General features: G+C 31.9%; 26 protein-coding genes and 2 pseudogenes. 22 read left to right on the top strand and 6 right to left on the bottom strand.

Annotated elements, in window-relative coordinates; translation table 11 throughout:
• Nucleotides 1-175: 175 nt before the first annotated feature.
• Both QM956_RS02970 and QM956_RS02965 read right to left on the bottom strand, forming a co-directional pair.
• Nucleotides 176-469: pseudogene (locus QM956_RS02970) on the bottom strand (transposase); the annotation flags it as partial.
• Between the two features lie 168 nt (nt 470-637).
• Entirely contained in the window at nt 638-883 is a 246-nt protein-coding gene (locus QM956_RS02965; RefSeq protein ID WP_261104080.1) for a hypothetical protein, read from the bottom strand.
• 297 nt (nt 884-1,180) lie between these two features.
• Here QM956_RS02965 and QM956_RS02960 point away from each other — a divergent pair, with 297 nt between their 5' ends.
• From QM956_RS02960 to pezT, 9 genes are all read left to right on the top strand, one after another.
• A complete protein-coding gene (locus QM956_RS02960) occupies nt 1,181-1,822 on the top strand; it encodes a peptidylprolyl isomerase (RefSeq protein ID WP_414302200.1) in 642 nt (213 codons plus the stop codon).
• A gap of 9 nt (nt 1,823-1,831) precedes the next feature.
• Nucleotides 1,832-2,917, top strand: coding sequence for a DNA primase (locus QM956_RS02955; protein ID WP_414302199.1), 1,086 nt, complete (start codon nt 1,832-1,834; stop codon nt 2,915-2,917).
• Between the two features lie 50 nt (nt 2,918-2,967).
• A complete protein-coding gene (locus tag QM956_RS02950; RefSeq protein WP_000152419.1) occupies nt 2,968-3,201 on the top strand; it encodes a DUF5965 family protein in 234 nt (77 codons plus the stop codon).
• Nucleotides 3,198-3,581, top strand: coding sequence for a DUF5945 family protein (locus tag QM956_RS02945; RefSeq protein ID WP_414302198.1), 384 nt, complete (start codon nt 3,198-3,200; stop codon nt 3,579-3,581). Before QM956_RS02950 ends, QM956_RS02945 begins: the two co-directional genes overlap by 4 nt.
• Nucleotides 3,582-3,618: 37 nt before the next feature.
• Entirely contained in the window at nt 3,619-3,894 is a 276-nt protein-coding gene (locus QM956_RS02940) for a hypothetical protein (RefSeq protein WP_414302197.1), read from the top strand.
• 142 nt (nt 3,895-4,036) lie between these two features.
• Nucleotides 4,037-4,609, top strand: a complete 573-nt coding sequence (locus QM956_RS02935; protein ID WP_414302196.1) for a DUF3990 domain-containing protein — start codon at nt 4,037-4,039, stop codon at nt 4,607-4,609.
• The gene (locus QM956_RS02930) at nt 4,600-4,824 is read left to right on the top strand and encodes a hypothetical protein (protein ID WP_061756827.1); all 225 of its coding nucleotides are present in this window, start codon (nt 4,600-4,602) and stop codon (nt 4,822-4,824) included. Before QM956_RS02935 ends, QM956_RS02930 begins: the two co-directional genes overlap by 10 nt.
• A gap of 152 nt (nt 4,825-4,976) precedes the next feature.
• The gene (pezA, locus tag QM956_RS02925) at nt 4,977-5,453 is read left to right on the top strand and encodes a type II toxin-antitoxin system antitoxin PezA (protein ID WP_000579613.1); all 477 of its coding nucleotides are present in this window, start codon (nt 4,977-4,979) and stop codon (nt 5,451-5,453) included.
• A complete protein-coding gene (gene pezT, locus QM956_RS02920; RefSeq protein ID WP_414302195.1) occupies nt 5,453-6,211 on the top strand; it encodes a type II toxin-antitoxin system toxin PezT in 759 nt (252 codons plus the stop codon). Before pezA ends, pezT begins: the two co-directional genes overlap by 1 nt.
• A 390-nt stretch (nt 6,212-6,601) precedes the next feature.
• On the opposite strand, the gene QM956_RS02915 is transcribed toward pezT, so the two are convergent.
• Nucleotides 6,602-7,498, bottom strand: coding sequence for a tyrosine-type recombinase/integrase (locus tag QM956_RS02915; RefSeq protein ID WP_153210192.1), 897 nt, complete (start codon nt 7,496-7,498; stop codon nt 6,602-6,604).
• Between the two features lie 94 nt (nt 7,499-7,592).
• On the opposite strand from QM956_RS02915, the gene QM956_RS02910 reads away from it, so the two are divergent.
• Nucleotides 7,593-8,579: a hypothetical protein gene (locus QM956_RS02910; protein ID WP_261029174.1), complete on the top strand. Its 987-nt coding sequence runs from the start codon at nt 7,593-7,595 to the stop codon at nt 8,577-8,579.
• Between the two features lie 23 nt (nt 8,580-8,602).
• Here the strand turns inward: QM956_RS02910 and QM956_RS02905 are convergent, their stop codons facing one another.
• The gene (locus QM956_RS02905) at nt 8,603-9,313 is read right to left on the bottom strand and encodes a type 11 methyltransferase (RefSeq protein ID WP_261029175.1); all 711 of its coding nucleotides are present in this window, start codon (nt 9,311-9,313) and stop codon (nt 8,603-8,605) included.
• Nucleotides 9,314-9,691: 378 nt separating this feature from the next.
• Here QM956_RS02905 and QM956_RS02900 point away from each other — a divergent pair.
• The 12 genes and pseudogenes from QM956_RS02900 to QM956_RS02845 all read left to right on the top strand — a co-directional run bounded on the left by QM956_RS02900 (nt 9,692) and on the right by QM956_RS02845 (nt 20,988).
• Nucleotides 9,692-10,138 (top strand): annotated as a pseudogene (locus QM956_RS02900) (helix-turn-helix domain-containing protein).
• A 287-nt stretch (nt 10,139-10,425) separates the two neighbouring features.
• Entirely contained in the window at nt 10,426-12,501 is a 2,076-nt protein-coding gene (locus tag QM956_RS02895; protein ID WP_261029176.1) for an STM2767 family DEAD/DEAH box helicase, read from the top strand.
• An 18-nt stretch (nt 12,502-12,519) separates the two neighbouring features.
• Nucleotides 12,520-13,446: a hypothetical protein gene (locus QM956_RS02890; RefSeq protein ID WP_261029177.1), complete on the top strand. Its 927-nt coding sequence runs from the start codon at nt 12,520-12,522 to the stop codon at nt 13,444-13,446.
• 392 nt (nt 13,447-13,838) lie between these two features.
• Nucleotides 13,839-14,195: an SAG1252 family conjugative relaxosome accessory protein gene (locus QM956_RS02885; protein WP_219137278.1), complete on the top strand. Its 357-nt coding sequence runs from the start codon at nt 13,839-13,841 to the stop codon at nt 14,193-14,195.
• Nucleotides 14,196-14,199: 4 nt separating this feature from the next.
• Nucleotides 14,200-14,565, top strand: coding sequence for a MobC family plasmid mobilization relaxosome protein (locus tag QM956_RS02880; RefSeq protein ID WP_000431634.1), 366 nt, complete (start codon nt 14,200-14,202; stop codon nt 14,563-14,565).
• On the top strand, nt 14,552-16,381 hold the full coding sequence (locus QM956_RS02875; RefSeq protein WP_414302194.1) for an SAG1250 family conjugative relaxase: 1,830 nt from the start codon (nt 14,552-14,554) through the stop codon (nt 16,379-16,381). Before QM956_RS02880 ends, QM956_RS02875 begins: the two co-directional genes overlap by 14 nt.
• A gap of 103 nt (nt 16,382-16,484) precedes the next feature.
• Nucleotides 16,485-16,709 (top strand): helix-turn-helix domain-containing protein, encoded by a 225-nt coding sequence (locus tag QM956_RS02870; protein WP_000919631.1) that lies wholly within the window; start codon nt 16,485-16,487, stop codon nt 16,707-16,709.
• 269 nt (nt 16,710-16,978) lie between these two features.
• Nucleotides 16,979-17,212, top strand: coding sequence for a hypothetical protein (locus tag QM956_RS02865; RefSeq protein ID WP_001022845.1), 234 nt, complete (start codon nt 16,979-16,981; stop codon nt 17,210-17,212).
• Nucleotides 17,213-17,296: 84 nt separating this feature from the next.
• Complete coding sequence (locus tag QM956_RS02860) at nt 17,297-18,805, top strand: tyrosine-type recombinase/integrase (protein ID WP_088777677.1); 1,509 nt, start codon at nt 17,297-17,299, stop codon at nt 18,803-18,805.
• A 148-nt stretch (nt 18,806-18,953) separates the two neighbouring features.
• Nucleotides 18,954-20,174 carry a hypothetical protein gene (locus QM956_RS02855; RefSeq protein WP_261020588.1) on the top strand — a complete coding sequence of 407 codons (1,221 nt, stop codon included), beginning with the start codon at nt 18,954-18,956 and terminating at the stop codon, nt 20,172-20,174.
• Between the two features lie 206 nt (nt 20,175-20,380).
• The gene (locus QM956_RS02850; RefSeq protein WP_265479330.1) at nt 20,381-20,572 is read left to right on the top strand and encodes a hypothetical protein; all 192 of its coding nucleotides are present in this window, start codon (nt 20,381-20,383) and stop codon (nt 20,570-20,572) included.
• 224 nt (nt 20,573-20,796) lie between these two features.
• Entirely contained in the window at nt 20,797-20,988 is a 192-nt protein-coding gene (locus QM956_RS02845; protein WP_414302193.1) for a hypothetical protein, read from the top strand.
• A gap of 78 nt (nt 20,989-21,066) precedes the next feature.
• Here the strand turns inward: QM956_RS02845 and yidA are convergent, their stop codons facing one another.
• Both yidA and QM956_RS02835 read right to left on the bottom strand, forming a co-directional pair.
• A complete protein-coding gene (gene yidA, locus QM956_RS02840; protein ID WP_261020585.1) occupies nt 21,067-21,873 on the bottom strand; it encodes a sugar-phosphatase in 807 nt (268 codons plus the stop codon).
• A 12-nt stretch (nt 21,874-21,885) separates the two neighbouring features.
• Nucleotides 21,886-23,190 carry an HD domain-containing protein gene (locus QM956_RS02835; RefSeq protein WP_261020584.1) on the bottom strand — a complete coding sequence of 435 codons (1,305 nt, stop codon included), beginning with the start codon at nt 23,188-23,190 and terminating at the stop codon, nt 21,886-21,888.
• Nucleotides 23,191-23,231 lie beyond the last annotated feature (41 nt).

Genomic DNA, 23,231 nt, shown 5'->3' with positions numbered 1-23,231 from the left:
TCTTTAGTTTCACTCAAGGCACAACACAGAATGAAAAAGTATTGTGCTCTCTATTTTGTTTTATAATAATAGTGAGAAAGCCTATCACTACTACAAATCACGGGGAGGTGAATAGGTGAGTGGTACAGCCACTACCTCGCATTTTTATAGGTGTCATTCTTTCTATCAAGCACAACTAACTGTGACTAGGAGCACGTAAGGTATTACAACTTGGTAATACCTTTTTGATATTAGCCCATGTTTTCTCAATAGGATTGTACTCAGGTGAGTAGGGAGGAAGAGGTAAAAATTTATGCCCAAACTCTTCACACAAGAGTTCTAGCTTACCCATTATATAGAATCTTGCATCATCCATAATAATAACTGATGGTGTATTTAATATTGATAAGAGAAACTTCTGAAACCAAGCTTCAAAAAAGTCGTTCGTCATTGTTTCTTCGTAAGCCATTGGAGCGATTAACTTACCATGATAACAAGAGCTTTCTCGAAAGGGAGAAGCATCCATCATCTGAATCAGAGCTAAGCGCTCGTGTTGCGTGTGTTTGTCTTGAATAGAAACATCTCTATACACTCCACTCGTCAAGTCGGATAGGGCATTTATTTGTATGAGATTATAGGATTTAACATCTGTTTGGGTTTAGATAGAGGTTTCTGTATCCATGGGATTTCGAGGAATACAGATATCACTCCCATCTGCAGCGAATATTGGGAAAACAGTGTTGAGTGGAATAGGTGCTGTAAATTTTTTAAATAGGGCATAGAAAGCCTCAGGTTTTATTTGATAGCGTCTTTGAATAAAGGCTGAATTTGAAACTGTCAGTTTGGCATCTAGTAATTCTTTTGACAGTGATTTTCCTCCCATTCCCAGAATGGTACGAATCATGGTTTCTAGTGATAACCTTCTTTTACGAGTAAAGGCCTGTTAATCTTGTTTGACAAACTCAACTTTTTGACCAAGGATACTCTGAATACTCTTATTCACGTGGGCTTTTATTTGTTTTATCATGGGAAATACCTCCGTAACTCTAGTTTATCACATAAAAAAGAAACCCAAATACAGAATCGTATTTGAATTTCTTAACTTAATTATATTGGACTCTTCAGAGACTTTTTCTTGTGATAAAAGCTCCAAGTCATATCTGGTATTCTTGACCTAGTTTTTATAGAAAGAAGGTCTAAGATGTTAAATAAAGTCAAAACTAAAGCCTTAATTAGTGTTGGAGCAGTGGCTGCAACTAGCTTTATTCTCATGATGGGATATACTATTGGTCAACATTCTACTGCTAAACAAAGTCGCAAAGAAATCGAATTGGCTGCAGCTAAACTTGTAGAGGACAAACAAGCAGAAGATAAAGCCAGCATTTTGTCATCGGATACTGTAAAAGAATTTTTGACTCAGTACTATACGAAAGAAAAGCTCGGAGAAAATAATACACGTATTCAACCTTATATGACTGAATCGGCTTATTCTCAAGAATTGTCAAGTCAAAATGATGCCATGAACCAAGTGTATAAGGATTATATTTTGGATTATCATTTTGAAAAAGCAGATATCTTTGTCAATCAGACTACGAATCAAGCTATTGCCATGGTCTCTTATAATGTAACCTATGTATCTGATTTAAAGAATGCCAACCAATCAAAGACTAATCAGACAGAAACAAGAACAGTTAAGTTATCCTATTCTAAACTACCTGGTAAGTTATTGGTCAACCAAGTACAGGTTTGGAAATCTGGGTTAGATGATTTGGATAAGCCCACTCCCAAAACTTTGGAAGAATCCTCATCTGTTCCATCACTGCCAAATACTACGACAAAATGATGATATTGCATGGAAATAGAAGAATGTAAGCAAATTTCAATTCTTGATGTAGCCAATCGTTTAGGTATCTCCTTTAAACAAGTTTCGAGCAGTGTCTATGAACATCCTGAACACGATTCATTTCGGATTTTTTCAACTACCAATACTTTTAAATGGTTTTCAAGAGATATTCAAGGTGATGTCATTGATTTTGTTCGACTTGTTCAGGGAATTTCCTTTAAAGAAGCTCTAGCCTTTCTTTCTGAAGAACCTTTTCAAAAAGAAGCTGTTCAAGAAAATAGAGAGAGACCATTTTATTATCCTTTAAAGAGAATAGAAGATTCTAACTGTAGTCTGGCCAGATATTACTTAACAGAATGTAGAGGAATTTCAGAAGAAATCGTACAAAGTATGATTCAACAGGGTTTAATAGCACAAGCCAGCTGGAAAACAAATGAAACAGTTGAACCTGTTATTGTTTTTAAAAGCTTTGATCATCGTCACAAACTGCAGGCAGCAAGCTTACAAGGGATTTATAAGAATTCTACTCTTTCTAAAGAGAGGTTAAAAACGATTCTAAAAGGAAGCCATGGACATGTTGGAATATCCTTTGATATTGGTAAACCTAATAGACTGGTCTTTTGTGAATCGTTCATCGACTTAATGAGCTATTATGAGCTGCATCAACAAAGTCTATCAGATGTTCGTTTGGTATCTATGGAAGGATTAAAAAGGTCTGTTGTTGCTTATCAAACTTTACGACTGATAGCTGAAGAAAATCAGAAGTTGGAATTTTTAGATACAGTAACACCTTCAAAGTTATTGCCCTTAATCAATACAATTCGTGATACCACTACCTATTTCAATAATCATCCTGATTTATTGACACTGGCGGTAGATTGTGATGATGCAGGTAAAGATTTTTCTGATAAGTTATCTCAATCAGGATTTCCTGTTTTCCTGGATTTACCTGATAATGAATCTGGGAAAGAAAAAGTAGACTGGAATGATGTCCTTAGAGAAAAGAAATCAGATTTACAATTTATGCTTGAGACTGTAAAAGAGACATTTGGAAATCCACCAGTAAGACAAACTTCTCAATGTTTAGAATTGTGATAACAAAATCAAGATGTTTTAGCTAATATTAGTATGAAGGAGGATCGTATATGACCATTATTGAACGCTTAGAAGAAAAGGTCACTAGGCAAGAAAGTAAGGTAGCAAGAGAGACAGAAAAACTCGCTGCTTATAAAGAGCAACTGGAGACAGCGATGTTTGCGACGTTCAAAAGGCGTCAAAGCATTAGTCACATGAGTTTTGAAGAAGCTCTTGACCATGCCTTTGGTAAAGAAAGACAATTCGATGATTCTGAATTTAGAAAGGATGAAATGAGTGAATGACAAAAGATTGGAATTTTAATCAACCATTAGAAAGTAAATCAGAAAATCAAGAAGATCCAGATAAAATTGCGGCCTTATTTGGAAATCATCAAGGAGGTAATGATGTAAATTATGAAGCAGCTTTTCAAAAGCGCAAACAAGCACCTGTGACGGAATCAAATTCTAGTTCTAAACCCAAAGTTACAGAGGTTAGAACAGGAAAAGAGACAGATATCACTACAAGTTATCAGCAACATCTTAAAAGGCTGATTGCGGATAACAATAGTGATATTCAAAGTAGTCAAAAGAAAATTGAAGAGCTACATACATTTATTGACACAAAGAATAAAGACAATAAGAAATTGCAGTCCATTTATGATGCGATTTCCGAATTACACTAAGCAGTCCTGATAGGCTGCTTTTTTTGAGAGGTTATAGATGTTTACAACATTTTTTAAGAAAAAACAAGACAATAGTGATGTATTTAAGCAACTAATTCATCGACTATCTGATATGTCTGTCCAAGATCTTGAAAAAATAGACCGACTGCTAGATATCATTTTCACTCCAGATCAAGGATCAGAACAACTAAAAACAGAATCAACTTATAGAGAAGAAACTTTGGACGACACATTAAAGGAAGCAAAGAATCAACTTCATAAGGAACAATTGGAGAAGAATTTAGAGAGATTTAGGAAAGATGGAAGGAAGTGAATCGTTTTATAAAAATTTCTTTTACTTGAATAAAGTCTTGTGTTATACTTTTAGTATAGACTAGATAAGGAAGTAAATATTTTGGAGTTGACTACCAAGCAGGATAAAGCAACTAGGTCAGACGCAGTGCTTTCATGCGACATTGTTCCGACATTTAGAATCCTTAAAAAAAGGAATCGATGTTCAATTTAATTTAGGGAGTGAGCTAGATTTTGGACCTGGTTTCTATATTACGTCTGACTTTGAACAAGCTAGAAAATTTATTAACAAGCAAGTTGAAGCATTAAATCGAAGCATCTCTAACAATAATATTTTTGACTCAAAGGAAGAAGTAGGAATTATAGTAGAATTTCGTATTTCAAATTTTGTAGAAATTTTTAAGAACCCTGACTATCATTGTCACTATTTTGCAAAACATAAAAAGTCAGAGTCAGATTTAGATTTTGCGGAATTTGTAGTTCAAAATCGGGAAAATCCAGATGAATTACAACACCATTTTGATTTTATCTATGGTGTTCAGACTGATGACAATCCAACCCAAGCTTTAGCTCGTTTTCGTCAGAATGAAATTACAAAAGAAGAAATGCTTGCTGAGTTTAGAAAACCCTATTCTTTTAAACAATTATCCATCCATAACCAATCTTTTTGTGATATAATAAAAATAGAGAAGGTTTATCAATCAAAAACAGGAGAGGAGTTACAAAAATGGCAGTAGTATCATTGGAAAATAATATTAAACTATATAGTTCAGAATTATTTCAAGCACTATTAAAAGCCTCTAATTATAAATTGGATAAGCGTATTGCTCAGACTGTTGCAGAAGGCTATGCTCGTAATCTAGATTATTCTGATCCTGAACTGATGCATGTTGGTGTAACTTCGGTTGCTAACAATCTGCTTACAAAAATTAAACGAGAGTATTTTATATAGTATTTTGAAAAGCCACCGAAAAAGGAATTATTCTTTAAGGTGGCTTTTTTAGAAGTAAAGCTTAGACTAGAAAAACAAGAAACAACGCACCAAAATTGGTGCGTTATGCTTTTTTATGCTATAATTGAATTATAAAAATAAAGGAGTTTGCCATGATTGGAAAGAACATCAAATCCTTACGTAAAACACATGACTTAACACAACCCGAATTTGCCCGAATTATTGGAATTTCTCGAAATAGCTTGAGTCGTTATGAAAATGGAACGAGTTCAGTCTCTACGGAACTAATAGATATCATTTGTCAGAAGTTTAATGTATCTTATGTCGATATCGTAGGAGAAGACAAAATGCTCAATCCTGTTGAAGATTATGAATTGACTTTAAAAATTGAAATTGTGAAAGAAAGAGGTGCTAATCTATTATCTCGACTCTATCGTTATCAAGATAGTCAGGGAATTAGCATTGATGATGAATCTAATCCTTGGATTTTAATGAGTGATGATCTATCTGACTTGATTCAGACAAATATCTATTTAGTAGAAAATTTTGATGAAATAGAGAGATATAGCGGCTATTTGGATGGAATTGAACGTATGTTAGAGATATCTGAAAAACGGATGGTAGCCTAATGGAAATCCAAGATTATACTGATAGTGAATTCAAACATGCTCTAGCACGGAATCTTCGTTCACTAACAAGAGGAAAAAAGTCCAGTAAGCAACCTATAGCGATTTTGCTTGGAGGGCAAAGTGGTGCTGGTAAGACTACAATTCATCGTATTAAACAGAAAGAATTTCAAGGAAATATTGTTATCATAGATGGCGATAGTTTTCGTTCTCAGCATCCACGCTATTTAGAACTGCAGCAAGAATATGGCAAAGACAGTGTAGAATACACCAAAGATTTTGCAGGTAAAATGGTAGAGTCTTTAGTAACAGAATTGAGTCATTTGGGATACAATCTTTTGATAGAGGGAACTTTACGAACAGTTGATGTTCCAAAGAAAACTGCACAACTCTTGAAAAATAAGGGATACGAAGTACAATTAGCCTTGATTGCGACAAAGCCTAAGCTGTCCTATCTGAGCACTCTTATCCGATTCGAAGAACTGTACGCTATCAATCCAAATCAAGCACGCGCAACTCCAAAAGAACATCATGATTTCATTGTAAATCATCTAGTTAATAATACACGACAATTGGAAGAACTAGCTATCTTTGAAAGAATTCAAATTTACCAACGAGATAGAAGTTGTGTATATGATTCAAAAGAAAATACAACTTCAGCAGCAACCGTTCTTCATGATTTACTATTTGGAGAGTGGAGTCAGGTAGAAAATGATATGCTTAAATCTGGAGAAGAAAGATTTAAAGATTTAACTAATTGAAATGGTTGTTAGAACACAAATTTTAAAATATAGTCTACTTATAACTTTTGTTAGTTGTTTTAAGGTGGGCGAAAATTTTTTAGAACCAAAAAACGCATAGTCTCAGGTGTTGAAAAACTTGAAATTATGCGTTTTCTTATGGGAAGATTTACTCCATTTTCTTCAGGAATTGAGATTTTGCCCATCTCTTTTTATTATATTTAAGGATATTTGAAAGATGTATTTTAGAAAAACAATTATGGAGTTCTTAATACGGAATATAGTATAAATGCTGATTCAAAGTGAAGTTTTATATGTTTTTTGCTTTTGTTGAGTATAAAACTATTAACTAAAGTCGAACTACAAAAATTAATTTAAGATGAAGTGAACTGTAGACTTTGGAAATGTCTCTTACTCGATTTCAGAATGAATTACTGATACGGGATTAAAAGAACTAAGTATTTCTTTTTGTTTTGAATGAGATACGTGAGTATAGATTTGTGTGATTGATATAGAACTATGTCCAAGAATTTGTTGAATATATCGAATATCTACATCACTATCTAGAAGCATTGTCGCAAAGCTATGTCTAAACATATGCGGTGTAATAGTTCTAGAAAAGTTATTTTGTTCAACGATTCTCTTTATTACTAAACGTACACTTTGCTCTGACAATGGTTTAAGTGAATGTTTCCCTGGGAACAAGAAATCATTGGATTCATTTCTTGTTTTATTTATATATGTTTCTAATAAATTGAATGTTTTTTGATCTCCTAAAAATAGGATACGTTCTTTCTTACCCTTTCCTATAATATGGAGTGTCTTATTGGAAAGATTAATATCTTTGAGATGAATGTGGCAAAGTTCAGAAATTCTGATGCCTGTTGAAAGTAAAAGTGAAATAATTAGTAGATTTCTTTCAGCGTGTTGTTTTTGATAATCAGTTTTAGATAGAACTACTCTCTGCTCTAAATATAAAAAAATACTTTTCAGAATGTCATACGGAATCGTTTTAGGCAATATTTTTTCAGTTCTAAATTGAAAACGCAATTGATTGAAGGGGTTCTCTTCAATTATGTTCTGGTATTTTAGATAGTTATAAAACACCTTCATACAAGCAATTTTTCTTCTTAATGTATTCGTTTTTATGTTAGATTGTGTCAAGTGTTCTATATAGGATTCGACATTATCATAGTCTGAGTTATAAAATTGCATAAGATCATTCTTATAAGCGCGAATCGTGTGTGAACTCAAACGCTTATGAGTTTTGCAATAATCTAAGTAATTAGAAATAAGTTTATAATCCATAAAAATCTCCTTTATCAATAATCATGCTATTATAAACCTATTTGAGTGCTTTGTATAGTGATAATAAATTGTTATCGGTAGGAGAAATGAATCTATGAGGGAAAGTTATTCTATAGAACTAGTAAACAGGGGCGATGATGATGATTTTTTAAAAGCATTAAAAATTTATGACAATGTTACTCCGGTTACTATAAAAACTGATCCAAATGACTTTATTTATTGGATCGATAATTCTGTGGAAGAATTTAAAATAAATATTTTTAAAATATATTGTAATGAAAAACTTATTGGTATGACAATGACTAGCTTTCTACAACATACCAAAACAATGATATTAGAATATATTGCAGTTGAAAAATCATATCGAAAAAATGTAGTATATCTTTCTTGTATAAATCTGCTAGGCCAATATTTCAGTAATGAAAAAAACTACTCCATTAATTATTGGGTTACTGATATCAACAATGATAATAATGGTCAAGGAATTGACTCCGAAAGCAAGATGTTTCAAACAATACTAGATATTGAAGGATATAAAAAAATTGATGCTCCTTTTAAAACACCAAGCTTAGGTATGACTGATATACCTGGGTTCGAAGCATACATAATGATTAAATCAACTGATAATGTTAAATCACTTTCTAAAACAATATATGGAGGTTTAATAAAGTCAATTTTCTTTGACTATTATTTCCAATGGTATCAGAAACTATTATCCAAAGAAGATTTTTCAGAATATCAAAAGGAATTAAGCTCAACTTACAAAAAAATAGAAAAAAGTATAGACACACTTTCTGACCCAATCCAGATTTTAGATGATGGTTACAAAGTATTTAAGGAAACAACTGGATCAACTCCAATAACTAAACCAAATAATTTGATCTATATATTTAATGGAATATATAAGTATTTATTGGCAGCTATTATTTCTTTAGCTGTAGGGGTGGTATTAAGTCTAATCGCTGTACATTTTGTTTTTAATAATATCGTTGATAAAGGAGAAATAATTGCTTCAATTATTGCTGGCACAATGGCGATTCCTTTAATAGGTAGTATTTTCACTAACTCAAATAAGAAATAATAGTAAACAACTAGCATTTAAATTTAAGTGCTAGTTGTTTTACATCTAATAATGATATTGGCAGAATGTTTTTTAAAATAATAAATTTTATTTAAAAATTTATCTAGAAAAACAAATTTACTCGCAAAGTTTTCAGATTTAAAAAATCTTAGGACTAACGAACTCAAAATATGAAAACCAGTAATCTCAAGAATTTCAAAATTGTTTAGCTGCAAAAGAGAAATAATATAATCAAGGGAGAAAGTATATATAACATGATTGGAATCAATGTAATTTGTTGAAACAATGGTCATAGGCTTGTTGAAAAAAGCGGTAAAAAGATATTCGAAAGAACTACTATTTTCAAATTCTAGAATTAACTCCCCATCTTCTATAAGCCATTTTTGAAAATTTTCTATAACTTTATAGGAATTGCAATAATTAATCACACTGCCAACACAAATAATCGAGCCAAAACTATTTGTATTAAAAAGGCTAGGGACTTCTAAGTTTCCGATAACTGATCCCTTTATATCTTTAACCTTTTCTTCAGAAATATCTAAATGTATCATTGGAGAGGTGATACCATAATCGTTTCCACCTGAACCTGCATTTAAAATATTCCCAGTATAGTGTTGTTTATGTAAAAATGAAACTATGGTGCTTTGACTGTATTTATACCAATTATTTATTTCCCACATTTGATCATGTGTATTGTAAAATTCTTTGACTTTATTAGGATCAACTTTATCCATTTTCTCTCTACTTCTCCTACCGATAACAATTTATTATCACTAGTATACCATAAATTCATCTTTAGTAGCTTGATTTGTGTAATGATTTTTGTAGTTAAAATTAAATAGCAAGCTATAAGATTGGTCAACTATAACTTAAAACACTTTAAAACACTATTTTGAAATTATATCTAATACTTTTGAGTTAATTACACACTTACAACAATGAGATATTTGTATAGTTTGAAGGAAATAAGTACAAATTTATTAGAAAATCAAAATTTCATAGAATTAGTACGAAAAATTTCAATTTTAAAATTGTATCCTCTAATGATTTTGAATCAATCTTTTTTTATTTCTAAATGTTATAATAGTATTATCAAGTTAAAGGAGACTACCATGATTGAAGACAATATAAAATTTTTACGAAAAATACACGGCTTGACACAATCAGAATTTGCGCGAATTGCATGAATTTCTCGTAATAGTCTGAGTCGTTACGAAAATGGAACAAGTCCCATTTCAATGAAACTGATAGATACTATTTGACCTAAATTTAACGTATACTATGTCGATATTATTAGGTAAAAGAACATACTAAATCTAGTAGAAGATTATTGAAATTACTTTGAAGATAGAGGTTGTCAAGGAACGTGGAACAAACCTTATAACTCGCCTTTATTGTTATCGAGATAGGTAAGATATTGCTTTTGATGATGAGAGTAACCTGTGGGTTTTAATAAGTGATGACTAGTAACGATTTTTGAAGAATTGGTTTCTGACAGTAATTACTTAGATGACATTGATCTGATGTTGCAGACATCAGATCAACGTATGATAGCTTGATGGGGATTCAGGGCTATACAGATGAAGAGTTTAATCAGGCATTATATTGCAATCTTCGCCCACTAAGTAGAGAAAAGCAGGTAAGTAAGAAATCAATAGCCATCTTGCTTTGTGTTCAGAGTGGATTCAAATAGAGATGGAGAGATTAATAAATATTAAGGAACTACTTTCACAATTTTAAATTTCACTTGCGAATATATTTTATAGATATTCTTAATCTACCTACATTCGAAACTTAAATCGTACAAAGATTAGGAATTATTTGAAGTTTTAAAGGAGAAAACAAAATGAGATCAGACTTAATTTATTTGGACATTAGTCAAGAAATTGAAGAATCAGAAATTTGGAAAAAATTATATGCTCAATTGCTTGATAGTATACCACAAGATTATGACCAAACAATTTATATATTTCAAAAACCTATGTTAGTATCTGAAGACAAAGAATACTATAAGATGGGCATTACTCTTGTAATTCAAAATACAAGTATTATCTCTGTTAATTGTAGTAGTAATACTAATGATAAGGAATTATTTGAAGAATACTGTGACGACATAATTGATGATATAAATTCTTTAGCTTCTGAGAAATATCCACAATATTTTAAGTTATTAGGAAGAAAAAGAAAATGGATGAAGCTATTTAAAGTCTATAATTATGATGAAGTTGAGGAAATACAATTTTTTAATCTTTCCACTAAGTCAGAATCTAGAAAGATTAAAATTTTATCTTCTTTAATTATCGGTAGTATCAATGATTTTGACAATTTTGATGTTGATATATTAGAAAAAGACAATTTAACCGTACTTGAAGCCGTTAAAAATAAAATTACTTTGTTTGATACAAATCAGACGAAATTTGTTTATCAAGAACTAGACGAAAAAAAGACAGTTCGTCTACAGGGGCTTGCAGGTTCCGGTAAAACAGAGTTACTACTCCATAAAATCAGGAAGAAGTTTGTTGACGAACCTGATGCTAGAATTGGGGTAACTTGTTATAATAAAGTATTAGCAGATAGCCTCACAACTAGAATTATTGACTTTTTTAATACAATGAGGGTTACGGAACAAATTTCATCTAAGCGGTTATTTATTGGTCATAGTTGGGGAAGTAAAGGATATCCTAATTCAGGATTATATGCAAAAATTTGTTCAGAATATGGGATTGAATTTAGACGTTTTTCTTATCAAATAGATACATCTGATATTTGGAAAGAGGCAATCCACCATTTAGAACAAATTCAGTATGAACCGATTTTTGATTATTTGTTTATAGACGAGGGACAAGATTTTGATGAAGAATATATAACGCTTTGTGAAATGGTTACTGCTAAAAAAGTTTATATTGCAGGTGATATATTACAAAATATTTTTTCAAAAAATAGCATGATGAATACAGATGAAACTGATTATGTCCTGAATAAAGTTTATAGAACAGATTCTAGAACGATTTTATTTTCTCATGTTCTGGGATTTGGACTATTAGAAAGCGTTGCTGTAAGATGGCTTACTAATAGTGAGTGGGAGTTATCTGGCTATGACATAAATCTAGAAGGAGAAGCTAATCAATATAGATTGAAAAGAAAATTTATAAATAGATTTGAGGGTAGCAAGGATCTTGAAACAATAAATTCGATTGAAGTAGAGTGTGTAGAGGAGCATACTCCGGATTCAATTGTTTCAATAATTAAAAACTTAAAAGGAATATATAATGACTTAGCTCCCAAAGATCTAGCTATTATTTTTACTCATTATTCCGAAAAGAGTACTAAAGACTTTGCCTTGGATCTTGGTAGAAAAATAATAAAGGAATTTAATTGGAACTATGTCCTTGTTCCACGTGAGAGGCGTGTGCAAGTTGATGATGAGGTTACAATCACAAATATTAACCACGTAAAGGGGTTAGAATTTCCGTTTGTAATTATTATAGACAACCAAGGATTAAATCCAATAGATGACTTTAATGCGACAATTGAAATTAGAAGGCGCAATGCTTTGTATATGTCGTTGACACGTTCATTTGTTACTTCCTATCTAGTTTTATCAGACGGTAATATTTCTGGTGATTATATAAATAAATTAAAAGAGGTTTCAATAAAATTGAAAACTGACGGTGCAAGCTTACTTGTTAAAAAACCCGACTCGATTATTGAAGAAAAATTGTTATATGGTGTTGATAGTAAATTAATTCGTACCCAAGAAGATATAATTCTAGACTGTATTGAAGAAGCACAAGTAGACTCAAAATTTAAGGCAGATATTTTTGATATAGTCTTAAAGAATTCTGAGGTTAAAAATGGAACAACTAATAAATCTATAATTATGGAGAAAGTTAAATTGGCTATAAATATTATAAAAGGTTAGTTTATTATAGGTGTGTAAATGAGGTTTTTAAAATATTATGGTGATATACTAAAAATAAATATAGATTCTCTAATAAATGTATATGCAGATTTTAAAAATTTAGAAATAATCGATTCAAGAAATAATTTAAGAGCAATTAAAGAGAGAATAAATAATTGCTATTTTATATGTAAGAATGAATTGATTTATATTGTTTTAAAATTGTATCTTTTTCTATTGGATGGAAGAGAAGCAGGGGTTCAACCTGATGGAAAATTTTTTGAATTTGTATTTTTAGAAAGTAAAGAGCGAGTTGTATTGAAAACTAGAGATATAGTTACAAATGAAATAAAAATTATGTCTTTGCATTCTCCGTTCATTATTGATAATAATGAGTATAATGGTCAAAAAATTTTAAAATCTCGTTTCTATACAGACAGGATAATTTCAACTTCAGAATTAATAGTTTTAGTGTCGTACTTTGAGGAAAGTATTTTTCTTGAATATGAGAAAAAATCTCTATATACGCAACTAGAAATTATTGAAAAAATTCAAAATGATTTAAAAAAATTTACAGAAGGATATGCAGATATTGATTTGTATCTTATTTCTGAATTAGTTGGCGAATTACAATTTTTAGATACGTCTTATTTAAGATATGATATAGATTTAAGTAATAGTTTGCAAGTTGATTCTTCCTTTAAATTAAATAAAAGTCGAATCGCATATCATCCTCCCTATCATATTGATAGTGATTACAGAGAAAAATCAAATTATAAACTAGGATTTAGTAGAAAAATATCTGATACTGAGTTTTTAAATATTTTTCAACTACGAGATTCGCCTGCTAAAATTATAGTTGAAGATTTTGATAAGTATGGAGCTTTAGAAAATGATGTCAGAAAATATAAGAATAAATTAGATTTTAATGACCCAGAAATAAAAAGGAAATACATCAGAAAGTAAAATACTGAGTTATTCTCTTGATAATTTAATAATAATAGCTAGATGTATGATTGAAATAGTGGTATCTGAGAGCTTCGGCTCTCTTTTTCATATTCTCTTTTAAACAGTGTGATACCTTTTCCAAATCTTCCCTGTTATCCTAATATCATTCATAGAAAATCAAATTGTGATTTTCTACTGGGGGTTTGGGGGCGAAGTCACCAAGTTATCTTATCGTTGGCTGTCAAAACTGGAAGGTTTTGATTGGTTGACGATATGATTTTTGGGATATTGTGGACACAATATCTGAGCTCGCAAAGCCTTACAAGATGCTATATTTTGTTTTTATAAGTTTCCCGTGGTTGACACGGGGTCGGGAATTATCCGACAATCGATGAAAGTGAGGAAGTAGTGTGCCAGAACAATACAGAGACATTCGAAAAGAGGTTAATTTGACTGCAAATGAATTAGAAATGATTGACATAATGATGAAAAATAAAGGATTTGAACACTTTTCTTCATTTGCCAGAAACAAGTTACTGGAGAACGAGTTAGAAATGACTGCTGAAAAGTGGTTCACCTTCTGGCGTTCTCAAAAGCTGGAACAAATCAGTCGTGATGTTTATGAGATTTTAATCTTATCAAGGGCAGAACATCAAGTCACCCAAGAACATGTATCCATTCTCTTAACCTGTGTTCAGGAATTGATTCAAGAAATAGGGAACTCCATTCCTCTTAGTCAAGACTTCCGTAAAAAATACATGAGGTAGGCACATGGAAAATCGTTACCGAACTAAGCTAAAGAAAGTTTTCCTATCTGATAGCGAATTGAGTCAGTTGAAACATTGCATCGATCAAAGCGGTTGTCAATCTTTTTCAGAATATGCTCGACGAACCCTACTTGACCCTGGTATGAATTTCATCACCATTGATACAACTGGTTATCAAGATTTGATATTTGAGTTGAAGAGGATTGGTAATAACATCAACCAGATTGCCCGAAGTGTTAATCAATCTCAGTTGATTTCAAGTGAAGAATTGCAAGACTTGAAAAAGGGAATCGCTGACTTGATAAGTGAGGTAGAGAAAGAGTTTAGTGTTCAAGCAAAAAAGTTGAGGGAGTTTTATGGTCATCACTAAGCATTTTGCCATTCACGGAAAGAGTTATCGTAGTAAACTAATCAAATATATTTTGAATCCAAATAAAACAAAAAATCTAACACTAGTTTCAGATTTTGGTATGAGAAATTATTTAGATTTTCCTAGTTATAAAGAACTAGTGAAGATGTACAATGATAATTTTTTAAGTAATGATACTCTTTATGAATTTCGTCATGATAGGCAAGAAGTAAATCAACGAAAAATTCATTCTCATCACATCATTCAGTCCTTTTCTCCAGATGACCATCTCACTCCTGAACAAATCAATCGAATTGGTTATGAGACAGCTAAAGAGTTGACAGGAGGTAGATTTCGTTTTATCGTAGCAACTCATGTGGATAAAAATCATATCCACAATCACATCATCCTAAATTCAATTGATCAGAATTCTGATAAAAAGTTTCTATGGGATTATAAGGCAGAACATAATCTACGAATGGTTTCTGATCGTCTTTCAAAAATTGCAGGGGCAAAAATTATAGAAAATCGTTATTCGCATCGTCAGTATGAAGTTTATCGCAAAACAAATTACAAATATGAAATAAAACAACGAGTATATTTTCTAATCGAGAACTCGAAAAATTTTGAAGATTTTAAGAAAAAAGCAAAAGCTTTACATTTAAAAATTGATTTTAGACACAAGCATGTTACTTTTTTTATGACTGATTCAAATATGCAACAAGTCGTACGTGATAATAAATTGAGTAGAAAACAACCTTATAATGAAACTTACTTTAAGAAAAAGTTTGTTCAAAGGGAAATCATAAACATCTTAGAATTTTTACTTCCGAAAATGAAGAATATGAATGAATTGATTCAACGAGCAGAATTTTTTGGATTAAAAATAATTCCGAAAGAAAAACATGTTCAATTTGAATTTGATGAGATTAAGATTTCAGAGCAGGAATTGGTAAAAACGAATCGGTATAGTGTTAGTTATTTTCAAGACTATTTTAATAACAAAAATGAAACTGTTGTCTTAGATAATAAAAATTTAGTTGAACTTTACAATGAAGAAAAGCTAATTAAAGAAAAAGAGTTGCCGACAGAAGAGGTGGTATTGAAATCCTATCAAGATTTCAAGAGAAATAGGGATGCAGTTCATGAGTTTGAGGTAGAGTTGAATCTAAATCAAATAGAAGAAGTAGTAGACGATGGAATGTACATTAAGGTACATTTTGGCATCCGACAAGAAGGACTTATTTTTGTACCAAATATTCAAATCAATATGGAAGAAGAAAAAGTTAAAGTATTTCTCAGAGAAACTAGTTCTTACTATGTATACCATAAAGATTCAGCAGAAAAAAACCGCTTTATGAAAGGTAAAACTTTGATCAGGCAATTTAATCTTCAGTATGAACCGCAGTATATGTATAGAAGAATTCCTCTAAGCAAAATTAAAGAAAAAATAGAACAATTAGATTTTCTTATATCTGCGGAAAATAGTCCGAATGATTTTGAAGATATAACAAATGATTTCATTGCCCAAATATCATATCTAGAGAATTTGATTGAACAAGTCCAAAATAAAATTGATGATTTAACTAATTTAGAGGAAGTATTGTTGAATAATACGACAAACAGTTCTAGCAATTTAAAAAATAGTATTCAAGGTAAAAGTTCAGTAGATGCAATAGAGAAGGATTTATACATATATAAAGGAAAGATTGAAACACTTAAGGAACAACATAGAGAAGCAATAAATTTATTTGAAATGTTTAATAAAACAATAAAGAAATATAAGGAAAAACAAAATATGAAATCTATTAAGGAAAATGAGATACATTTAGAGTAAACAGTTTCCTAAAAAGTATATATAGAATAGTTTCATGTGCCAATTTGTCACATATTTAAAAATAAGAAAATAACTATATTATACTTGTTTTAGGAGACATTTGATGTTGAAAAGGATTAGAGATTTACGTGAAGATGATGATTTGACACAAGAATATGTTGCAAAAACAATCTTAAATTGTACAAGATCAGCGTATTCTAAAATGGAATCAGGTACCAGGTTAATCTCTATAGATGACCTTATCAAACTTGCAGATTTTTATAATGTAAGTTTAGATTACCTTGTAGGTCGAGTGGATAATAAAGAAGACCATTACTCCAAAAAGTAGTAGGTTAAGAAAGCACATTGACAATTGAATAGTCCAAAATGGTACTTTCCTCATTTGTGGAGCAGTTTTGAATGGCTCGCCATGATAAGAGCGATATTAAAACCATCAATAAAATAGAGCGATACTTTATATGCCATGATACAAATGATATACAATGATACTTCTGACCGTTCAGGCTGCCACCGTAAAAGAGCAGCAAGTGAAATTCTTATGATGACTTCATCAGTCATGCCATGGAGGAGAAAATATTTTTTAGGAAGGATGATGATATGAATATAAAATATATATCTGTCGAAAATTCCATTGCAGAATGGGCCGATAAAAAGGGAATTCTAAAAAGATGGGATGGTTTAAATCAATATACATTGAACAGATGGATTAAAGAAATGCGAGAAAACAGAACATTTTCCATGTATGTAATTAACCCAACCCATAAACTTGTTTTCATTAATCTAGAAGGATTTGAAAGTTTCTTAAGATGGAAGCAAAAGCGGACAAAATAAGGAAGTCATGGTATAATATAGGGTAGTTATTTATTCTATACAACAATGATTTATTTCTTTTTAAGAGTTAAGAGGAATTAAATTATGTATTATGTAACTAAAACAAATTCAAAAGGGCAACCCTTATATCAAGTGGTTGAAAAGTACAAAGATCCACTAACAGGAAAGTGGAAATCAGTAACTGTAAGTTATACTAAGAATACTAGTAGGGCGAGGAAACAAGCTGAAAGAGAGGTTCTTGATAAAATAGATAGACTAACTACTTCATTTGAAAGTCAGTATAGTCCTGAACTGATTACAACATTTGGAGAGTTAAAAGAAAATTGGTTTCAGACTTGGTGTGTCTCTGTTAAACCACAAACAATTCAGAGAGAACTACTGGTTATGAAGCGTCTTGGGAAAATTATAGGAGATGATTTTTTGTTAGACAGGATTACTCCACTTCTGATGAAAAATAGTCTCAATAAATATTTAGAAATGTATGATGCATCGCCTTCAACAATGACTCATATAAAAAGTACTTGTAATAAGATTTTTAATCATGGTGTGTTATATAATGTCATTAAGTTTTCTCCAATGACTGCGGTAAAACTAGATATTTCACTAGAGAAAAGGCGTAAAGCAAAAGAAAGACATGATTCTAAATTTCTAGAAATCCATGAATTACATGCATTTTTTGATGTGTTACGCCAATGCAGAAATGCAAACTATTATGATCTTGCTATAGTATTGTTGCTTACAGGTATTCGAATTAGTGAAGCAGCATTTTTACCATCAGATATTGATTTTGAAAAAGGAATCTTGCATATTGATAAAGCACTTCAATATCATTGTTTAAAAGTTAAACAATTTCATTTTGATACAACTAAAACACTCAATTCAATTAGAGAAGTAGCTTTGCCTGAAGCTGCAAGCGAAGCTATTAAAAGGACAATACAGAGAAATAAAGAGTTTGATGCTTATATGAAGAAACATCCCTGTCCTGCTTTTACACATTCTGAAAGTGTATTTAGAACAGAATACGGCTCTCCAATAACATCAAGCACTTTTCGTCAAATTTTGAAACGAATAGAAGGAAAATTATTGACAAATTGTTTAAGTGACTATGGTTTTAAGTGGGTAAAACATGTTACTCCCCATTCGTTTAGGCATATGCATATTAGTTACCTTCAAAGCAATGAGATGCACATAGCAGTGAAAGATATTATGACTAGAGTAGGACATGCTAACTTTGAGACAACAATGGGCTATACACATAATATAAATCGTTCACAAGAAAATACTGTAAAAGCCTTAAATCAATTTGTAGAAAATCACAATTTCCATTTTGAAGAATTGAAAAGTTATACCTGTAAATATTCCAGAATGATTGAAAAATTCATTGAAACTAGTGATAATAGCAATAAAGTAGAATTAAGTGTTGATGAGTTCAAAGACTTGTTACATCTTAGTCCACGTTACTCACCTAAAAATATTGTTTCAAATTTACTATTAAAAATCAAAAAAGATATTGTCAAATACCACCCACAGTTTGATATAAAGATTGTGAAATCAAGCGAGAATCAAATCAGAGGTTTTTCCATTGCATGGTAGTTTTGGTGTTCGCTTGGTGTTTAGACAATAGTAAAATAAAATAGGGGCTCTAAACCCTTGCTATGAAAGGAAAAAAACTCAATGGCTACTATTCAATGGTTGATTTAATCAATAGTTTACCTGAATTTTAGGTGGAGGAGTTATAATTATGAATTTTGACAGAAATGTTTTAGATTCATTTACATTTCTAATTAAGTATACTTTAATTCTAAGTGTTTTTTATTACCATTTTAAAAATAAAAATAGAATTAAATTGAGAAATCCTTATTTTAGAAGTATCGATAAAATTTTGAGCAAGTATTATTCAAGTTATTTTTTCAAGTTTCATGACTTGCAATTCTATCCAAAACTTAAGTTTATTTATAGAAATATGTTATTTGAGTTTTTTGGTGAAGGAATATATCCTGAAATATTAGAATCATATATTAATACTGAAGCTAAAAAATCTTCTCATATAAAAAACACTTTAGCTTTAGTAATAGCTTTCTTTGGAGGTAAAGAATTAAATACTCTAATTACTAATTTTAATAGTATTAGCGCTTATTTTAATTTTGAAAGTATAGGTATTTTCTTTAGTAACATAGCTTCTTTTTTAATTCAAAGTACATTATTAATTTTTGTATCATCGACTATTATTATCCTTATTTCCCTTTTATCCCTATTCTCTTTTTTATTACTTGATAATACCTCTTTTATTAGAAAACATAGTTTAAATAAGCAAGGAAAACATATAATAGAAGATGTGATAACTTACTATAAAAACAATGAAAATATAGAAAATTTTAACTCAAACGATTTCGTATTTACAGATGAGTACATCTCTTTATTCAATATTAGAATCATAAAGATTGAAAAGATGTACATAATCATTTTCCCTAAGAAACTTACAGAAAAAAGAAGCAAGCGTGAATGGAATTTAGAAAATGTAAGAGGTAGACTTGAGATTCCTAATATACTTTTAAATAATCAGAAGTATACATTTATTTTTAAGAGAGAGTCAGAAAATTCTATTCCAAGTATAGATGATGTTAGATTTCAAAATGGTACTAGTGTAACAAGAGTGGAACTAGAAAAGTTAAAAAAAATATTTGAAATACTATTTTTAGGTGCTGAAATTGAATTTAACAAATTTACGTTTATCGAAAAAAAGCTTTATAAATTCACGGTAAATAAAGAAAATCCTACTATTTGGAGTAAAGTATTCAAATTTTTAAAATTTTTGCTTATAGTCGTAGCAATGATTCTTTTTCTTTTTTTTGTAATTATGCTAGGATTATTTGTTATCGGAGATTATTTATTTTACATCTTCCTTATTCTTTATTTACTTTTAAAAATAGCTCAATATATTGTAAAAAAATTATTTAGCTAATATTAGTTTTATCAGTATCATTATCTATACTAAGCATTGTTCTTATCATAAATTTCAATGGATTTATCCCACTAGGTACTACAGCCATGGTTACAGTTGTGCCTTTCAACCATTTTTTGCTCGTTCCACTTTGGAAAGAGAAAAAAGTGATTGAAGCATAGAATCCTGAATGGAAAGACCTTAGTACTAGTGGATCCGAGATCTCTTTGACAGAAGCAAGTAAACAGAACATTGTTGCCTTGTTCTTATCTTTTGCTTTACTCTATAGTCTTGCTAAGGTATACCAGAAGGTACCAACTGCCGATGAACTAAAGAATCTTCTCAAGGTTGAGAGCAAGAGTATTCCTAAACTTGATGATAAGAAAATTCCAAGAATAAAGAGAGACTCAGAAGAGTAAGAACGACAAATCGATGCATGATAGAGGAGATTCAAGCTTATATCTCTTCCTTGTAGACATGGGATACTGATGTTTTCAAGTACAAAGGAGTAAAAATGATGTAAGCTATTTGTATGGATTCTATAGGAGATAAGTCAGAGACCTATAAGTTGTTAAGAAACTATTCATCCTTTCCTTTTTCTCTGATTTAAACCAGAATAAAAAATCATGTTCCTGTGCTAGAAGTGGATATTCTAAATCTGGATGAATTAAAAAATGTTAGAGTGTTAATCGGTCAGTTGACTGCCATTGTTACCATGAAAGATTCGACTGGTATTATCACCTTAGAATTTTTAAATAATATTATTTCTACCTTCGAAGAAATTGCGGCTGAAAGAGAAGAACTGGATGCTCTGATGTTTGCTGAGGAAGAGTAATCGGTATTCTAAAAAATACCCCAGGAGTTAGACTTTTATCTCTAACTTCTGGGGTACATTTTCTATATGATAAGCATTTTACAATACCCATGTACGGATAGCATGGGCGACGCCAGATTCGTCATTTGTTTTAGTGATGTATTTGGCGATTTTTTTGATTTCTGGATTTCCATTTTCCATAACAACGGGATTACCAACGACTTCCAGCATGGCGCGGTCATTTTCTTCGTCCCCGATGGCCATAGTTTCATCTTTGGTCAATCCTAGTTTTTCAGCTAAGTGGGTAATGGCTGACCCCTTGTCTACATTCTTTTTAAGGAGTTCGAGGTAGAAAGGAGCAGATTTATTGATAGAGTAGTGTTCGTAAAATTCGGCTGGAATTTTTTCAATTGCAGCATCGAGAATTTCTGGCTCATCTATGAACATACATTTGACAATTTCCTTGTCAGCCATTTCTTCAGGTGTACGGTAGAAGATAGGCATGCTGACGAGGGTTGATTCGTGCACTGTATATTTTCCGATATTGCGATTGGCAGTGTAGATACCGTCTTTGGTAATGGCATGCATGTGGACACCGAGCTTGCGACTGAGAAATTCCATATCTAGATAATCTTCATAGGTCAAGGATTCACTGATAATCTCATGTCCTGTAGCAGTTTCTTGGACAAGGGCACCGTTGAAGGTCACGACATAGTCACCTTCATCTCTCAACTGCAAGTCGTCCAGAAGTTTGGCAACACCTGCGATAGGGCGGCCAGTTGCAATCACGACTTTGACACCAGCTTCTTTGGCATCTTGGATGGCAGAAAAGACTTCAGGAGTGATTTCCTTTTGGCTGTTAACAAGGGTTCCGTCAATATCGACGGCGATTAGTTTAATACTCATAAATTTCCTCTTCTAGTTTTTATTTGGGGTAAAATGATCGTTCTCAATCAAGTGTAAAAATTGCTGGGTAATGCTTGCGAAGATGCTGTTTTGGTCCAACATTTCTTTTGGGAAATAAAAACGATTATCTCCGTGGCGACTTCCAGCAAGGGATTGAACGATAGGAGACAGGCTAGAGAGTTCTGCCAGTTCTCCATTTTTTTGTAAAATCTCAATCTGTGTCCGTGGGTTTTCAGATTCGGGACGATAGATATCATAAGGAAGGTCAAAGTTCTTATGAATGGCAGTGTAGTAGTCGGGATCAAAGCCGATGTCCTCAACCAATTTTCTCATGCTAGCGAGTTGGTCTTGGTCTTCTTGTGAAAAGGTAATTGATTTAAAGACCTTGCGGTTGACAAAGCGTTGCGACAGGTCTGCAAGTATTTTGTCAGGACTGGTCATCCAGAGCTGGAAGTAAGTATTCATCACACCATCATCCAGAGCCAGATAGTCAGCTAAGGTCACATTTTTTTCAAAGAAAGGTAGGAGGTGTGGAGAAGTTCGTGAAAAGAAATCTTTGTCCTTAGGATAGAGTTCCTTGGCGCGTTTGAGAAGATTCTGTAGGAGAACTTCCATGGCGCGTGTTGCTGGGTGGAAATAAACCTGCATATACATCTGGTAACGACTGAGGACGTAGTCTTCGATGGCATGCATGCCATTTCGCTGAAAGGCAATCCCATTTTCGATAGGACGAATCACTCGGAGGATACGAGTCAGGTCAAATTCCCCATAAGATGCTCCTGTAAAATAGGAGTCGCGCAAGAGATAGTCCATGCGGTCTGCATCAATCTGGCTAGAAATGAGCTGCACGACCTGCTTGTTAGGATAGGTGTGGTCGATGACACTGGCTACTTTTTCTGGAAAATCTGGCGCCACTTGTAGCAGGACTTGGTGAATCTCTGTCTCAGGACTTTGGATAATCTCCTGAGTAATGGCTTCGTGGTCGGTATCAAAGAGATGTTCAAATGTATGGGAGTAGGCACCATGTCCAAGGTCATGGAGGAGAGCAGCGGTCATGGTGAGAAGTGATTCAGCAGAATTCCATTCCTCAGGATATTTTTCTTCAAAAATCTCTGTGATGCGTCGAGCAATCTCATAGACTCCTAGACAGTGAGAGAAGCGACTGTGCTCCCCACCGTGGAAGGTATAACTAGAAGTTCCCAGTTGCTTGATGCGACGCAAACGTTGAAATTCTTTTGTATTGATCAAGTCATAGATGACTTGATTATTGACATGGATGTAGTTGTGAACTGGGTCACGGAATACTTTTTCGTTCATATGACCATTATAGCAAAAAGCTAGAGTTTTTGGTAAAATAG

It is taken from the genome of Streptococcus mitis (assembly GCF_047460035.1).
GTDB classification, from domain to species: Bacteria; Bacillota; Bacilli; order Lactobacillales; family Streptococcaceae; genus Streptococcus; species Streptococcus mitis_DW.
This window is presented reverse-complemented; position numbering and strand designations above follow the sequence as displayed.

What these genes read in the sequence shown, in the direction of transcription:
- QM956_RS02965 (WP_261104080.1), bottom strand. Translation starts at nt 883, where the DNA reads ATGATTCGTACCATTCTGGGAATGGGAGGAAAATCACTGTCAAAAGAA.
- QM956_RS02960 (WP_414302200.1), top strand. Translation starts at nt 1,181, where the DNA reads ATGTTAAATAAAGTCAAAACTAAAGCCTTAATTAGTGTTGGAGCAGTG.
- QM956_RS02955 (WP_414302199.1), top strand. Translation starts at nt 1,832, where the DNA reads ATGGAAATAGAAGAATGTAAGCAAATTTCAATTCTTGATGTAGCCAAT.
- QM956_RS02950 (WP_000152419.1), top strand. Translation starts at nt 2,968, where the DNA reads ATGACCATTATTGAACGCTTAGAAGAAAAGGTCACTAGGCAAGAAAGT.
- QM956_RS02945 (WP_414302198.1), top strand. Translation starts at nt 3,198, where the DNA reads ATGACAAAAGATTGGAATTTTAATCAACCATTAGAAAGTAAATCAGAA.
- QM956_RS02940 (WP_414302197.1), top strand. Translation starts at nt 3,619, where the DNA reads ATGTTTACAACATTTTTTAAGAAAAAACAAGACAATAGTGATGTATTT.
- QM956_RS02930 (WP_061756827.1), top strand. Translation starts at nt 4,600, where the DNA reads ATGGCAGTAGTATCATTGGAAAATAATATTAAACTATATAGTTCAGAA.
- pezA (WP_000579613.1), top strand. Translation starts at nt 4,977, where the DNA reads ATGATTGGAAAGAACATCAAATCCTTACGTAAAACACATGACTTAACA.
- pezT (WP_414302195.1), top strand. Translation starts at nt 5,453, where the DNA reads ATGGAAATCCAAGATTATACTGATAGTGAATTCAAACATGCTCTAGCA.
- QM956_RS02915 (WP_153210192.1), bottom strand. Translation starts at nt 7,498, where the DNA reads ATGGATTATAAACTTATTTCTAATTACTTAGATTATTGCAAAACTCAT.
- QM956_RS02910 (WP_261029174.1), top strand. Translation starts at nt 7,593, where the DNA reads ATGAGGGAAAGTTATTCTATAGAACTAGTAAACAGGGGCGATGATGAT.
- QM956_RS02905 (WP_261029175.1), bottom strand. Translation starts at nt 9,313, where the DNA reads ATGGATAAAGTTGATCCTAATAAAGTCAAAGAATTTTACAATACACAT.
- QM956_RS02895 (WP_261029176.1), top strand. Translation starts at nt 10,426, where the DNA reads ATGAGATCAGACTTAATTTATTTGGACATTAGTCAAGAAATTGAAGAA.
- QM956_RS02890 (WP_261029177.1), top strand. Translation starts at nt 12,520, where the DNA reads ATGAGGTTTTTAAAATATTATGGTGATATACTAAAAATAAATATAGAT.
- QM956_RS02880 (WP_000431634.1), top strand. Translation starts at nt 14,200, where the DNA reads ATGGAAAATCGTTACCGAACTAAGCTAAAGAAAGTTTTCCTATCTGAT.
- QM956_RS02875 (WP_414302194.1), top strand. Translation starts at nt 14,552, where the DNA reads ATGGTCATCACTAAGCATTTTGCCATTCACGGAAAGAGTTATCGTAGT.
- QM956_RS02870 (WP_000919631.1), top strand. Translation starts at nt 16,485, where the DNA reads ATGTTGAAAAGGATTAGAGATTTACGTGAAGATGATGATTTGACACAA.
- QM956_RS02865 (WP_001022845.1), top strand. Translation starts at nt 16,979, where the DNA reads ATGAATATAAAATATATATCTGTCGAAAATTCCATTGCAGAATGGGCC.
- QM956_RS02860 (WP_088777677.1), top strand. Translation starts at nt 17,297, where the DNA reads ATGTATTATGTAACTAAAACAAATTCAAAAGGGCAACCCTTATATCAA.
- QM956_RS02855 (WP_261020588.1), top strand. Translation starts at nt 18,954, where the DNA reads ATGAATTTTGACAGAAATGTTTTAGATTCATTTACATTTCTAATTAAG.
- yidA (WP_261020585.1), bottom strand. Translation starts at nt 21,873, where the DNA reads ATGAGTATTAAACTAATCGCCGTCGATATTGACGGAACCCTTGTTAAC.
- QM956_RS02835 (WP_261020584.1), bottom strand. Translation starts at nt 23,190, where the DNA reads ATGAACGAAAAAGTATTCCGTGACCCAGTTCACAACTACATCCATGTC.